Genomic DNA, 13,910 nt, shown 5'->3' with positions numbered 1-13,910 from the left:
TCTCCCCTAGCCGAGCTCTTGGTCCAGCAGCGCGAGAAGCTCGCCCGCCGATGCCGAGGTGATCTGGTCGGCGATGCCGGCCGGTGCCGCGGCGCTCGCCATCGAGCGGACCCGTCCCTGCAGTTCGCCGAGCAGCGTGGAGATGGCCGCCTGGTCCGCGCCCTCCAGGTCGAGGAACGCGTCCTCCAGACGGGCGCCCAGTCCTTCGATCTCCTTGGCCAGGAGGCCGGCCGGTGACGGGGGGCCGGCCGCCGGGCCGGGGGCGAGGCTCTCGCTCAGGAACCCTGCGAGGGCGCTCGGGGTGGGGTGATCGAAGACGAGGGTGGTGGGCAGCTTCAGGCCGGTCACCGACACCAGCTTGTTGCGCAGCTCCAGCGCGGTGAGCGAGTCGATGCCCAGTTGCCTGAAGGCGGCGGTGGGGCTGATCCGCCCGGTGTCGGGGTGGCCGAGGACGAGGGCGGTCTGCTCGCGGACGGCGGTGAGCAGCGCCGCCCGGGCCTCGTGGGGCGGCAGGGACACCAGCCGCTGGGCGAGTGGGCCGGCGGCGGCGTTCGGGTCCGCGGGGCCGCCGGGTGCGCCCGGCGCGCCGGACAGGCCGCGCAGGAGCGGCGACGCCGCGTCGGACGCCGGCAGGCTCAGCCGGGCGGGCACGAGCACCGGTTCGTCCAGGGTGAGCGCCGCGTCGAAGAGGGCCAGTCCCTCCTGCGACGACATCGGCAGTACGCCCTGGCGGCGCAGGCGGGCGAGGTCCGTGTCGACGAGGCCGGCGACCATCTCGCTGCGTTCGGCCCAAAAGCCCCAGCACAGCGCGGTGGCCGCGAGTCCGGCGGCGCGGCGGGTCTCGGCGAGGCCGTCGAGGAAGGCGTTGGCCGCCGCGTAGTTGGCCTGTCCGGCCGTGCCGAGCACGCTCGCGACGGAGGAGAACAGCACGAACGCGGACAGGTCGAGGTGCGCGGTCAGCTCGTGCAGGTGCCAGGCGCCGCGGACCTTCGGCGCGAGGACCAGGTTCACGCGGTCCTCGGTGAGCGTCTGGACGACGCCGTCGTCGAGTACGCCCGCGCAGTGGATCACCGCGGTGAGCGGGTGCTCGGCCGGGACGGCGCCGATCAGTGCGGCGACGGAGTCACGGCTGGTGACGTCGCAGGCGACGACGTCGACGTGGGCGCCGGCGTCGGTGAGTTCGTCCCGCAGCGCCGCCGCTTCCGGGGCCGCCGGTCCGCGCCGGCTGGTGAGCAGCAGCCGGCGTGTGCCGTGCCGGGCGACGAGGTGCCGTGCCAGCTTGGCGCCCAGGCCGCCGGTGCCGCCGGTGATCAGGACCGTGCCGGTGCCGAGCGCGGACGGCGTGCCGTCGGCGTCGTGGCCCGGGGCCGGGGCGGGGTCGGGGGCGTGGACCAGGTGCGGGACGCTGACCTGGCCGTCGCGGATCTTGAGCTGGGCCTCACCGGTGGCGGCCGCGGCCGCCACGCGGGCCAGGGAGGCGGGCACTCCGTCGGTGTCCACGAGGGTGAAGCGGCCGGGGTTCTCGGTCTGCGCGGTGCGCACGAATCCCCAGACGGCGGCCGCCGCCGGGTCGGTGCGGGGGTGCCGGCCGTCGTGGACCGCGTCCCGCGTCACGACGACCAGGCGCGCCTGGGAGAACCGGTCCTCGGTGAGCCACTCCCGCGTCCAGCGCAGCACGCGGTGGAGGGTCTGCTCGACGGCGGCGGGCGTGTCGTCGCCGTCCGCGCCGGCCCCGTCGAGGGCGGCGATGACGAGGGGGGGTGTCTCCCCGCCGGACGCGGCGAGTTCCGCGAGGCCGGTGAAGACCGCCGCCTCCCGGCCCAGGGCCGCGGCGACCGTGCCGGGCTCCCCGAGGGGAGCGCCCAAGGTGCCCTCGCCCAGCACCGCGTACGGGCTGCCGTCCCCGCCGGACGGGACCGGGACGGGGACCCAGTCCAGCCGGAACAGGGAGTCCTGGCGGTCGAAGCCCAGCTCGGTCAGCCGCGCGACGTCGGCGGGCGCCAGGGTCAGCGACGCGACACCGCCGACCGGGGTGCCGTTGCGGTCGGCGAGGGTGAGGGACAGGGCGTTCTGCCCGGCGGGCGCGAGGCGCACGCGCAGCGCGGCCGGCCCGGTGGAGCCGACGCGCAGACCCGTGCAGCGGTACGGCAGCCAGCCCTCGGGCCGGTCACCGTCGACGATCTGCCCGAGGCCGAGCGGGAGCAGCGCGGCGTGGAGCAGGGCCGGGTGGATCCGGAACGCGCCGTGGTCGGCGCCGTCGGACATGGGCAGTTCCACCTCCGCGTACAGGACGTCGTCGCGGCGCCAGACCTGCTTGAGGCCGCGCAGCAGGGGTCCGTGGGTGAATCCGAGGGCGGACAGCCTGGCGTACTCGTCCTCGAAGGGGACGCCGACCGCGCCCGTGGGAGGCCACGCGGCGAGGCTCTCCTCCTCGCCGGTGTCCGGGCCGCCGGTTCCGGCGACGCCGACGGCGTTGCGCGTCCATCCGGTGTCGCCCTCGCCGCGCGAGTGCACGCTGATCCTGCGCCGGGCGTCCACGACGACGCGGATCTCGCGGTCGGCCGTCCGGGACAGCACCAGCGGGGTCTCCAGGGTCAGTTCGTCGACGGTGTCGCAGCCCGCCTTGTGCGCCGCCCACACCGCCAGCTCCGCCGGCACCGCCGCCGGTACCAGGACGGCGCCGTGGACGACGTGGTCGGCGAGCCAGGGGTGGCGCTCCGCCGACAGGCGTCCGCTGCCCACGATCCCGCCGTGCTCCGCGTCGTCGGGCAGGTCGATCACGGCGTCGAGCAGCGGGTGGTCCGACGTGCCGGCGGCGGTGGTCTCGGCGGGTGCGTCCATCCAGTAGCGCTGCCGCTGGAAGGCGTACGTGGGCAGGTCGACGAACCGGCCGCCGGTGCCCGGGAAGGCCGCCTCCCACGACACCGCGACGCCCGCCGTGAAGGCCTCGGCCGCCGAGCGGTGGAAGCGGGCGAGGCCGCCCTCGGTGCGGCGCAGGGTGCCCGTGACGACGGCCTCGGCGCCCGCGCTGTCCAGAGTCTGCTCCACACCGACGGTCAGGACGGGGTGGGGGGACGCCTCGACGAAGCACCCGAAGCCCTGTGCGGCCAGGGACCTGACCGCCTCCTCGAAGCGGACCGTGCGGCGCAGGTTGGTGTACCAGTACTCGGCGTCGAGCGTCGTCGTGTCCAGCCAGTCGGCCGTCACCGTGGAGAAGAACGGCACCTTCGCCGGGCGCGGCCGCAGTCCTGTCAGCACGCGCCCCAGTTCCTCGTGGATCGTCTCCACGTGCGCCGAGTGCGAGGCGTAGTCCACCGGGACCTTGCGGGCCCGGACGTCGTCCTTCTCGCAGGCGGCGAGCAGCGCGTCGAGTTCGGCGACGTCGCCCGAGACCACCACGGACGAGGGTCCGTTGACCGTCGCGATCGACAGGCCGTCCGTGAGACGCTCCGCGACCTCCTCGGCGGGCAGCGCGACCGACACCATGCCGCCGCGTCCCGACAGCGCCAGAATCGTCTTCGACCGCAGCGCCACCACCTTCGCGGCGTCCTCGACGGACAGGGCGCCGGCGACACAGGCGGCGGCGATCTCCCCCTGCGAGTGGCCGACGACGGCCTCGGGCTCCACGCCGTAGGAGCGCCACAGCTCGGCCAGCGACACCATCACCGCCCACAGCGCGGGCTGGACGACGTCGACGCGCTCGAGTGCCCCGGCGTCGCCGAGCACGTCGGGCAGGGACCAGTCCACGTACGGTGCCAGCGCGTCGGCGCACTCCCGCATCCGCCGGGCGAACACCGGGGAGGACTCCCACAGTTCGCGCCCCATGCCGGCCCACTGCGAGCCCTGGCCGGGGAAGACGAACACGGTGCGGCCGACCGGACCGGCGAGCGCGCGGACCGCGCCGTTCTCGTCGCCGGCGGCGACGGCGGACAGGGTGGCGAGCAGGTCGTCCCGGCCGGTGCCGAGCACGACCTGGCGGTGCTCGAACAGCGAGCGGGTCGTCACCAGCGAACGTCCCACGTCGGCCGCCGACAGCGACGGGTCGGCGGCGACGAGGTCCCGCAGCCGCGCCGCCTGTTCCCGCAGCGCCGGCTGTGAGCGCGCCGACAGCACCCACGGCACCGGACCGGCGGCGTCGGCGGGCTCCTGCTCGGCGGGCTCGGGGGCCTGCTCCAGGATGAGGTGGGCGTTGGTGCCGCTGATGCCGAAGCCGGAGACGCCGGCCCGGCGGGGGCGCTCCGGTGTGCCGGGCCACTGTCTGGCCTCGGTCAGCAGCTCGACCGCGCCGGCCGTCCAGTCCACGTGGGTGGAGGGGCGGTCCACGTGCAGCGTGCGGGGCAGGACACCGTGCCGCATCGCCATGATCATCTTGATGATGCCGCCGACCCCCGCGGCGGCCTGCGTGTGACCGATGTTCGACTTCAGCGAACCCAGCCACAGCGGCTTGTCCGCGTCCCGGTCCTGCCCGTAGGTGGCCAGCAGCGCCTCGGCCTCCATCGGGTCGCCCAGCCTGGTGCCGGTGCCGTGGGCCTCCACCACGTCCACGTCGGCCGCCTGGAGTCCGGCGTCGGCCAGGGCCGCCCGGATCACCCCGCGCTGCGCCAGTTCGTTCGGCGCGGTGAGGCCGTTGGACGCGCCGTCCTGGTTGACGGCCGAACCGCGGATGACCGCCAGGATCCGGCGTCCGTTGCGACGGGCGTCCGACAGGCGCTCCAGGACCAGCATCCCGGCGCCCTCGGAGAAGCCGGTGCCGTCGGCGGCGTCGGCGAACGCCCGGCACCGTCCGTCGGCCGACAGGCCCCGCTGCCGGCCCAGTTCCACGAGCAGACCGGGCGTGGACAGCGTCGACACTCCGCCGGCCAGCGCCAGCGTGCACTCCCCGGACCGCAGGGACCGCATGGCCTGGTGGACGGCGACCAGCGACGACGAGCACGCGGTGTCGGTGGACACCGCCGGGCCGTGCAGACCCAGCGTGTACGCCACCCGGCCCGAGGCCACGCTGGTGTACGTGCCGGTGGCCGCGAAGCCCTCCACCTCGCCGCCCGCGCCGCCGCCCGTGCGGGGGCCGTAGTCGACGCCGTAGAGCCCGGTGAACACGCCGGTGGCCGACCCCCGCAGCGCGGCCGGGTCGATGCCCGCCCGCTCCAGGGCCTCCCACGACGTCTCCAGCACCAGCCGCTGCTGCGGGTCCATCGCCAGCGCCTCGCGCGGGCTGATGCCGAAGAACGGCGCGTCGAACTCCGGCAGGTCGTACAGGAACCCGCCCGAGCGGGTGTAGGTCGTCCCGGGCGTCTCCGGGTCCGGGGAGTACAGCGCCTCCAGGTCCCACCCGCGGTCCGACGGGAAGCCGCCGATGGCGTCCACCTCGCCGGACACGACCGACCAGAGCCCTTCGGGGGTCGTCGCCCCACCGGGGAAGCGGCACCCGGCGCCCACGACCGCGATGGGCTCGCGGGCGGACTCCTCCAGCTCGCGGACCCGCTCCCGCAGCCGCTGCGCGTCGCCTACGGCGCGTCGCAGGTAGGAACGGAGCTTGTCGACGTCCTCCACCAGGGCCTCCCCCAAGGGTGATTCAGGGTGCTTCAGGGCAATTCAGGGTGATGCAGAAGAGCAGGCGCGGTTACACGTATCCGCGGTCGATCAGTGCGTACAGATCGTCGTCGGGCGCCTCGGACGCATCACGCGCCTCCGCGGCCTCAACGGTCTCGGGCACCTCGGATGTCTCAGGCGCCTCAGACGTCCGGGGCTCCTGCGGTGCGAGGAGGGCGAAGACGCGGGCGGCGAGCGCGCGCGGGCTGGGATAGGTGAACGCGACGGTGGCCGGCAGGCGCACCCCGGTCGCCGCGGTGAGCCGGTTGCGCAGTGCCACGGCCGACGAGGAGTCGAAGCCCAGGTCCTTGAAGGTCTCGGCCGACCGCGCCACCAGAGCGGGGCCCGTCACGTCCGGGTCCTTCACGCTCAGCAGGGCCGCCGTCTCGGCGCACACCAGGTCGAGGACCGAGGACTCCGTGTCCGGGCGGGCCGTCCCGGTGGGCGTGCCCGGTCCGCCGGCCCGCGCGGCGGGGTCCGGGTGTGTGACGCCGGGTGCGGTCAGCCAGTACCGCCGGCGCTGGAACGGGTAGGTCGGCAGGCCGATCCGGCGCGGCCGGTGCCCGGCGAACACCGGCTCCCAGTCCACCGGCGCCCCGCGCACGTGCAGTTCGGCCAGCGACGTGAGGATGTTGCCGGCGCTCCCGTCGTCCCGGTGCAGGGTGCCGGCGACGACCGGCGGGGCGGCCAGCGCGTCGGCGGTCTCCTCCATCGCCACCCGGAGCACGGGGTGCGGGCTGACCTCCACGTACACGCCGCCGCGCTCGCGCATCAGCCGTTCGACGACCTCGCCGAACCGCACCGTCGAGCGCAGGTTGTCGTACCAGTACGAGCCGCCGAGCAGGCGGGTGTCGAGCCGCTGCGCGGTGACCGTGGAGTGGAACTCCACCGCCGTCTTCCGCGGCGTGACACCCGAGGTGGCCTCCAGCACCTGGTCGCGGATGCGTTCGACCTGGTGGGAGTGGGAGGCGTAGGCGACCTTGAGCCGCCGTACCCGCACGCCGTCGGCGGCCGCCGACGCGGCGAACGCGTCCAGGGCTTCAAGGTCCCCGGAGACGACCACGGAGGCCGGTCCGTTGACCGTGGCGACCGAGAGCCGCCCGGGCCACTGCCGCAGCCGGTCCTCGACCCGGGCGAGGGGTTCGGCCACCGCGCTCATCCCGCCCTGTCCGGCCAGCGCGGCCAGGGCCCGGCTGCGCAGGGCGACGACCCGCGCCGCGTCCTGCAGGGACAGTGCGCCCGATGCGCACGCCGCGGCGATCTCTCCCTGCGAGTGGCCCACCACCGCGTCGGGGACCACGCCCAGCGACTCCCAGACCCGGGCCAGGGACACCATCATCGCGAACAGCGCCGGCTGCACCACGCTGTCGCCGCCGTCCAGCGACGGCGCCGTGTCCGCGCCGGTGATCAGGTCCAGGAGGGACCAGTCCAGCCACGGCTGAAGGGCGCGCACACAGGCGTCGACCGAGCGCGCGAAGACGTCCGACTCGGCGTACAGCCGCCGGCCCATGCCGAGCCACTGCGAGCCCTGGCCGGGGAAGACGAAGACGATCGGGCCGGTGGGCGCCGTGGCCGTCCCGCGCACCGCGCGTGCCGGCTCCTCGCCCGCCGCCAGTGCCGCGAGATTGGCCAGTGCCTCGTCACGGCTCCCGCCCAGCAGCACCGCCCGGTGTTCGAACGTCGACCGTGCCGACACCAGCGCGTGCCCCACGTCGGCCGCCGACAGGGACGCGTCGGCGGCTACGAGGTCCCGCAGCCGCGCCGCCTGTTCCCGCAGCGCCGGCTCCGAGCGCGCCGACAGCACCCACGGCACCACGCCGGGCACGGCGGTCAGGGCGCGGCTCTCGTCCGTGGCGGGGGGTTCGTCGCGGGCGGGTGTCCCGGGGGCCTGCTCGAGGATGACGTGCGCGTTGGTGCCGCCCATGCCGATCGACGTCACGCCCGCCCGCCGGGGCCGCCCGGGCGTGCCCGGCCAGGGCCGCGCGGTGCGGACCACGTCGAAGTACTCGTCGAAGTCGGGGACGGCCGGGTTCGGGGACCGGAAGTTCACCTGCGGGACCAGTCGGGCGCGGTCCAGGCAGAGCGCGGTCTTCACGAAGCCGGTGATGCCGGCGGCCGGCTCCAGGTGCCCGACGTTCGCCTTCACCGAGCCGACCGTCAGGGGGCGCTCGCGGCCGGTCTCCCGGAACACCTCGCGCAGTCCGGCGAGTTCCGCCGGGTCGCCGAGCCGGGTGCCGGTGCCGTGGGCCTCGACGTAGTCGACACCGTCGAAGGGGACCGCCGAACGCGTCAGCGCGGTCCGTACGGCCGCCGCCTGTCCGGCGGGGCTGGGGTCGGGCATCCGGGAGGAGGCGCCGCCGCTGCCGACGCCCCAGCCGCGCACCACCGCGTAGACGTGGTCGCCGTCGGCGACGGCGAGGTCGAGCCGCTTGAGCAGGACGAACGCCCCGCCCTCGCCGCGGACGAAGCCGCCCGCCCGCTCGTCGAAGGGGAAGCAGTCGCCGGCGGGTGACAGGGCGCCGAGGTTGGCGAGGCCGAGGCCCGACTCCGGGTCGGTGACGAGGTGCACGCCGCCGGCGAGCGCCAGGTCGACGGCGCCGGCGCGGATCCGGTCGCAGGCCAGGGCGAGCGAGACGAGGGAGGAGGACTGGCCGGAGTCGGCGCACAGGCTCATGCCGCGGACGTCGAAGAGGTTCGAGATGCGGTTGGCGATCAGCGCGCCGGCCGAGCCGAGCGCGGCGTAGTGGTCGTCCTGGTCGCTGCCGGACAGCTTGCGCAGCAGGTCGTACCCGGAAGGGGCGGCGCCGACCACGACGTCGATGTCGCGGCCCGCGAGCGTGGACGCCGGGAGCCCGGCGTCCTCGACGGCCTCCCAGGCGAGTTCCAGGCCCAGCCGCTGCACGGGGTCCATCGCGGCCGCCTCGGCGGGGGGCGTGCCGAAGAACTCCGCGTCGAACCCGTCGATCGCCTCCAGGAACGATCCCGCGTTCACCGTGTCGGCGTCCGGGTGGGGCGGAGACGTGCGGCGGGTGTCGGCCGCCCGGTGCGCGGGGAAGCGGCCGACGGTCGAGCGCCCGTCGAGCAGCAGGCGCCAGAAGGCGTCCAGGTCGTGCACCCCGGGGAAGCGGCACGACATCCCGATGACAGCGATATCGGCGGCTGCGCCACTCATGTGAAGTCCTTCCGGTTCCCTCGGCGTACGGCTCTCACGGGCTGCGCTGCTCCTCACCACCGGCGGGTCAGGGTCTTCAGCAGTTCGTCCGGCGCGTCCATGAAGTCGTGGTGGCCGCCGTCGAGGACGCGGAACTCGACGGAGTCGGCGTACGCGAGCCAGCCCTGGAGGTCGTCGAGGCTGACGTCGGGGTCGTCCCGCCAGTGCAGGACGACGACGGGGCACGGCAGCGGGGCCGGCTCCTGTCTGCGGTAGGCGCCCGCCGCGGCGTGGTCACGCAGCAGCACCATGAGGCCCAGTTCGACCATGTCCGGCCGCGGTTCGATGCCCCGGCCGCGGATGAACGCCTCGACCTCGGCGCGCAGTTCGTCCTCGGTCATGGTGAGCATCCGGTCGCGCGAGGCGTCGTGCGGCGCGGGCTGGCCGGACACGAAGAGGCACTCGGGTGCGGGCAGCCCGAGGGCGGTGAGCCGGAGCACGGTCTCGTAGGCGGGCAGGGCGCCCGCGCAGTGCCCGAAGAACGCGTACGGCCTCTCCAGCAGGGGGGAGAGCGCTTCGGTGAGGTCGGCGGCGAGGTTGTCGTAGGTGCCGTAGTGGGGGTGGGCGAGCCGGTTCTCGCGGCCGGGGAACTGCACCGGGCAGACCTCGACGTCGTCGAGGGCGGCGGGCCAGGCGCTGAAGGCCGACGCCCCGGAACCGGAGAAGGGGAAGCAGAAGAGCCGGGCCGTGGCCTCGGGGGACGGCGGACGCACGAACCACGGCGACGCGGTGGCGGTGGTGGGACCGGAGGTCATGGCGTGTGCCGTTTCTGCGCGGCGACGGGGAGGTGGGTCATCCCGGCGATGAAGTACGACCGCAGGTGCTCCGGTTCGCCGGCGAGCTCGATCGACGCGCATCCGTCGAGGAGTTCCTCGAAGAAGATGCGCAGCGTCATCCGGGCCAGGGGCGCCCCGATGCAGAAGTGCGGTCCGAAGCCGAACGCGCCGTGGCGCTTGGCGCCGTCGCGCGTGATGTCGAAGGTGTGCGGGTCGGGGAAGACGGACGCGTCCCGGTTGGCCGAGCCGATCCAGGCGACGACCGCCCCGCGGGCCGGGATGGTGCCCCCGCCGATCTGGACGTCGTCGACCGCGTACCGCATGAAGTTGCAGGCGGCCGAGGTCCAGCGCAGTCCTTCCTCGACCAGGCCCGGGATCAGCGTCGGGTCGGCCTGGGCCTTGGCGTACTGCTCGGGCCGTTCGACGAGCGCCTGCACGGTGCCGGAGACGGTGTGCGGGGTCGTGACGTTGGCGCCCAGGAGGATGCTGTAGCCGTCGAGGGCGATCTCCTCGTCGCTCAGCGGGGCGCCTCCGGGGCGGACGCTCATGAGGTGGTGCAGGAGGCTGTCGTCCTCGCCGCCGTCCGCCCGCCGGGTGGTGGCCCAGTCCCGGACGTAGTTGAGGAGTTCGTGGTGGGAGATGGCCAGGGTCGCCGCCTCGCTGCCCACCAGGAAGTGCGGGTCGCAGGGGGCGGTGACCATCGCGGTGAGCTGGACGAGTTCCGCCCAGTCCTTCTCGGGGATGCCGAGGAGCGGGCCGGTGACCAGCGCGGGGAGCAGCAGTGCCTGCTCGGCCAGGTCGAAGGTCTCGCCGTCGAGCGCCGGTTGCAGGAAGCGGCGGACCGTCGCGCGGATCTTGTCCTCCCAGGACCGTACGGCCCGGGCGGTGAGCTTGGCGTTGAGCGGCCGGCGGACCTCGGTGTGCCGGGGCGGGTCGGTGGACGTCATCAGGACGCCGGCGGCGGCGTCGTCCGTGCCGAGGTGGGTGGGCACCGTGCCGCGTTCCGAGGTGAACTCCCGGTGGTCGCCGAGCACCCGGCGGACGTCCTCGTAGCGGGTGACCGACCAGAACTCCCGGCCGTCGGGGAGGACCTGGTGGTGCAGGGGCGCACGCTCGCGCATCACGTCCCAGATCGGGTGCGGGTCGCCCGTGGAGTAGAGGTCCAGGTCGAACAGGTCGAGGGTGTCGAGGTCGACGTCGCGCGCGGGACCCGGCGTGAGCCTCACGTCCCGGCCCTCCCCTGCTCGATCAGCTCGGCGACCTTGGCGGGGGTCCCCGCGAGGTAGAAGTCGCGCACGGACAGGCGGACGCCGTGGTCCAGCAGCACCCGTTCGATGATCTTGATTCCGGCCAGCGAGTTGCCGCCGAGCGCGAAGAAGTCGTCCTCCGGCCCCACTCCGGGGCTGCCGAGGTGTTCCCCCCACAGCTCGGCGATCTCCTGCGCCAGGGCCGCCGACGCGCCCGAAGGCCCGGCCTGCGGCTGCGGCGTCTCTTCCTGCCCACCTCGCTCGTGGACCATCTGCGGTGAGGATTCCATTTCCAGCCCTTCCTTCGCACTGTCCCGCCGGCGAGACACATTCTTCGAATGGCCGAATCGAGTGTCGCGTGCGTCCGCCTTTCCGCACACCGCTGCCGGCGGTGTGCGGCACCCGCCGGCCGGTGGGGTTGAGAGCGCACCGGTACGCCCGCACGCTGACACTTCCGGAACATCCGCTCCCCGGACAGCCGTCCCGCCGGCGGGACAGGGGAAGCGGGAAATCGGCTCGCTTTTCACGCAACGGGGAAATGGCCCGACGCCGGCACAGGCTCGGTGAAGCGGCACTGGAATTTCAGTGGAGCAGCACTGGAAACAAGGGGGCAACGACGTGGAACACACCGGCATGGACGCGGACGTGGTGGTCGCGGGCGCCGGGCCGACCGGTCTGATGCTCGCCTGTGAGCTGCGGCTGGCCGGCGTCGACGTGGTGGTGGCCGAGCGCCTCGCCGGGCCCACGGGCGAGTCCCGGGCCGGCGGGATCCACTCCCGCACCCTGGAGGTGCTGGACCAGCGCGGGATCCTGGACCGCTTCCTGGCGGAGGGCGAGCTGCAGCCGGTGGGCCACTTCGCGGGCCTGTACCTGGAGTTCGACGAGTCCGAGTCCCGGCATCCCTACCCGCTGATGATCCTCCAGTCCGCCATCGAGCGGCTGTTGGAGGAGTGGGCCGCCGAACTCGGCGTGCGGGTGCTCAGGTCGGCCGGGGTCAGCGGTCTGCGCCAGGACGAGCACGGCGTGACGGTCGAGCTGGACAGGCCGAAGGCCGGGCCCGCGACGCTGCGCGCCCGCTACCTGGTGGGTTGCGACGGCGGGCGCAGTACGGTGCGCAAGCTGGCGGGCATCGACTTCCCCGGCACCGAGGCGACGATGACCGCGCTGATCGGCGACGTGGAACTCCCGGAGCTCACCGAGGACTACGTGTGGGTGCGGCGCACCCCGGCCGGCGACTACTCGGCGATCGCCTTCGAGCCGGGCTGGTTCCGGGTGATCACCTCCGAGTTCGACCGGGTCGCGGGCCGCGACGACGCCGTGACGTTCGAGCAGCTCCGCGCATCCCTGGTGCGGGTGGCGGGGACCGACTTCGGGATGCGCAACCCCCGGTGGGTGTCCCGGTTCAGCGACGCCGCGCGGCAGGCCGCCGAGTACCGCAGGGGCCGGGTGCTGCTCGCGGGCGACGCGGCCCACATCCACTTCCCGGCCGGCGGGCAGGGCCTGAACATGGGCGTGCAGGACGCGGTCAATCTCGGCTGGAAGCTCGCCTCGGTGGTGCGCGGCCGGGCGCCTCAGAGCCTGCTGGACACCTATCACGCCGAGCGCCATCCGGTCGCGGCGCGCGTGCTGCACAACACGCGGGCGCAGTCGGCCCTGGTGCGGCCCGGCCCGCAGACGGACGCGCTGCGCGAGGTGTTCGGCTCGCTCATGGTGTCCGACGACGTCAACCGGTACTTGCGTCACCTGCTGAACGCGCTGGACATCCGGTATCCGGTCGACGGCGACCATCCGCTGGAGGGACGCCGGGTCCCCGACGCCGACCTGAAGACGGCCGAGGGGGTCATCGGCGTGCACGAGTTGCTGCACGCCGGCCGCCCCGTCCTGTTGGACCTGCACGGCAGCCCGGAGGTGGCGGCGGTCGCCGGCGGCTGGGCCGGCCGCGTGGACCTGGTGGAGGCGCGCGGCGAGGACGACCACTGGACCGTCCCGGTCATCGGGGAGGTCGCCGCTCCGGCCGCGCTGCTGATCCGTCCCGACGGCCATGTCGCCTGGGCGGCCGACGAGGGCGGCGCGGGCGGCGGCGACGCGCTGCGGACCGCCCTCACCACCTGGTGCGGGCCGGCCGCCCACGGCTGACCGGGCACTCCTGACAACCGGCCGCCGGGACCACATCGTGGTCCCGGCGGCTTTCGCCGTACCCGGGGGCGACGCACTCCGGCGTCAGCCCGAGGTGCCGGCGGACAGCGCGGCGCCGCCCCGGCGACCGGTGGGTCGCCGGGGCGGCGCGGGAGAGGAGGGAGGTGCCCGTCAGCGCCCGCGGGCGGACTCCGCCTCGATCACGTCGAGCACCTCACGGCCGAGATCGACCAGGTACATGTGGTCGCCCGGGAACTCGGCGTAGCCGAAACCTGCCGTGGTCGCGTCCCGCCACTGCCGGGCCTCCTCCGCGGTGACCAGGCCGTCCCGGTCGCCGCGCAGCGAGGTGACCGGCACCGGCACCGGTACGTCGGTGCTCGGGACGTACGCCTCGTGCATCTCGCAGTCTGCCTGGAGGGTGGGCAGGATCAGTTCCCGCATCTCCGGGTGGTCGAGGGCCTCGTGCCGGAACCCGGCGAACTCCTCGACCCGGGCGAGGAACTCGTCGCCCTCCAGCCCCGCCGCACGCCGCTCGCGCTGCGTCCACGGCCCGGGCGAGCCGCTGACGACCAGCCGCTCGACGTGCACGCCGCGCGCGCCCAGCAGGTGTGTCAGCTCGTAGGCGAGGACCGCGCCCAGGCTGTGCCCGAACAGCACGGTCCGCGCTCCCTCGCCGAGGTCCGCGGCGACGGCGTCGATCTCGCCCTTGGCCGCCTCGACGACGTTGCGGTACGGCGGGTCCAGGAACCGCCGCTCCCTGCCGGGCAGTTCGACCGACGTCACCCGCCACCGGTCCCCCGCCAGCTGCTGCCACGGGTGGAAGAAGGACGGACCCGCGCCGGCGAACGGCACGCACAGCAGCGTGGTCCGCTCCTGGCCTGGTGTGGACGTACCGGGTGCGCTCATCGGGACCAACCCCCGTCCTCACTGTGACGGTCCGCCGATCCGGCT

The 13,910-nt window shown here is 74.5% G+C and carries 7 protein-coding genes; 1 reads left to right on the top strand and 6 read right to left on the bottom strand.

All coding sequences use genetic code 11. The features are described 5' to 3' along the window. Positions 1-6: 6 nt before the first annotated feature. The 5 genes from MTR79_RS16215 to MTR79_RS16195 form a co-directional block, all read right to left on the bottom strand. Entirely contained in the window at positions 7-5,550 is a 5,544-nt protein-coding gene (locus MTR79_RS16215) for a type I polyketide synthase (RefSeq protein WP_244790871.1), read from the bottom strand. Between the two features lie 70 nt (positions 5,551-5,620). Continuing rightward, positions 5,621-8,761: a type I polyketide synthase gene (locus tag MTR79_RS16210; RefSeq protein WP_244790869.1), complete on the bottom strand. Its 3,141-nt coding sequence runs from the start codon at positions 8,759-8,761 to the stop codon at positions 5,621-5,623. Between the two features lie 53 nt (positions 8,762-8,814). Continuing rightward, positions 8,815-9,555 (bottom strand): alpha/beta fold hydrolase, encoded by a 741-nt coding sequence (locus tag MTR79_RS16205; RefSeq protein WP_244790867.1) that lies wholly within the window; start codon positions 9,553-9,555, stop codon positions 8,815-8,817. Next, a complete protein-coding gene (locus MTR79_RS16200; protein ID WP_189366375.1) occupies positions 9,552-10,802 on the bottom strand; it encodes a cytochrome P450 in 1,251 nt (416 codons plus the stop codon). The genes MTR79_RS16205 and MTR79_RS16200 overlap by 4 nt, the downstream gene beginning before the upstream one ends. Beyond that, positions 10,799-11,113 carry a phosphopantetheine-binding protein gene (locus MTR79_RS16195; protein ID WP_189366376.1) on the bottom strand — a complete coding sequence of 105 codons (315 nt, stop codon included), beginning with the start codon at positions 11,111-11,113 and terminating at the stop codon, positions 10,799-10,801. Before MTR79_RS16195 ends, MTR79_RS16200 begins: the two co-directional genes overlap by 4 nt. A 328-nt stretch (positions 11,114-11,441) precedes the next feature. Between MTR79_RS16195 and MTR79_RS16190 the strand changes: the two genes are divergently transcribed. Next, the gene (locus tag MTR79_RS16190) at positions 11,442-12,959 is read left to right on the top strand and encodes an FAD-dependent monooxygenase (RefSeq protein WP_348538699.1); all 1,518 of its coding nucleotides are present in this window, start codon (positions 11,442-11,444) and stop codon (positions 12,957-12,959) included. Positions 12,960-13,130: 171 nt separating this feature from the next. On the opposite strand, the gene MTR79_RS16185 is transcribed toward MTR79_RS16190, so the two are convergent. Then, positions 13,131-13,865, bottom strand: a complete 735-nt coding sequence (locus tag MTR79_RS16185) for an alpha/beta fold hydrolase (protein WP_244790865.1) — start codon at positions 13,863-13,865, stop codon at positions 13,131-13,133. Between the last annotated feature and the right edge of the window lie 45 nt (positions 13,866-13,910).

The sequence above is a fragment of the Streptomyces sp. BJ20 genome (assembly GCF_022869105.1).
GTDB classification, from domain to species: Bacteria; Actinomycetota; Actinomycetes; order Streptomycetales; family Streptomycetaceae; genus Streptomyces; species Streptomyces griseoincarnatus.
The sequence above is the reverse complement of the archived record's forward strand: the minus strand, read 5'-3'. Positions and strand labels throughout refer to the sequence as shown.

Bases quoted from the DNA above. Each gene is read 5' to 3' on its own strand.
- MTR79_RS16195 (WP_189366376.1), bottom strand. From the start codon at position 11,113: ATGGAATCCTCACCGCAGATGGTCCACGAGCGAGGTGGGCAGGAAGAG.
- MTR79_RS16185 (WP_244790865.1), bottom strand. From the start codon at position 13,865: ATGAGCGCACCCGGTACGTCCACACCAGGCCAGGAGCGGACCACGCTG.
- MTR79_RS16210 (WP_244790869.1), bottom strand. From the start codon at position 8,761: ATGAGTGGCGCAGCCGCCGATATCGCTGTCATCGGGATGTCGTGCCGC.
- MTR79_RS16205 (WP_244790867.1), bottom strand. From the start codon at position 9,555: ATGACCTCCGGTCCCACCACCGCCACCGCGTCGCCGTGGTTCGTGCGT.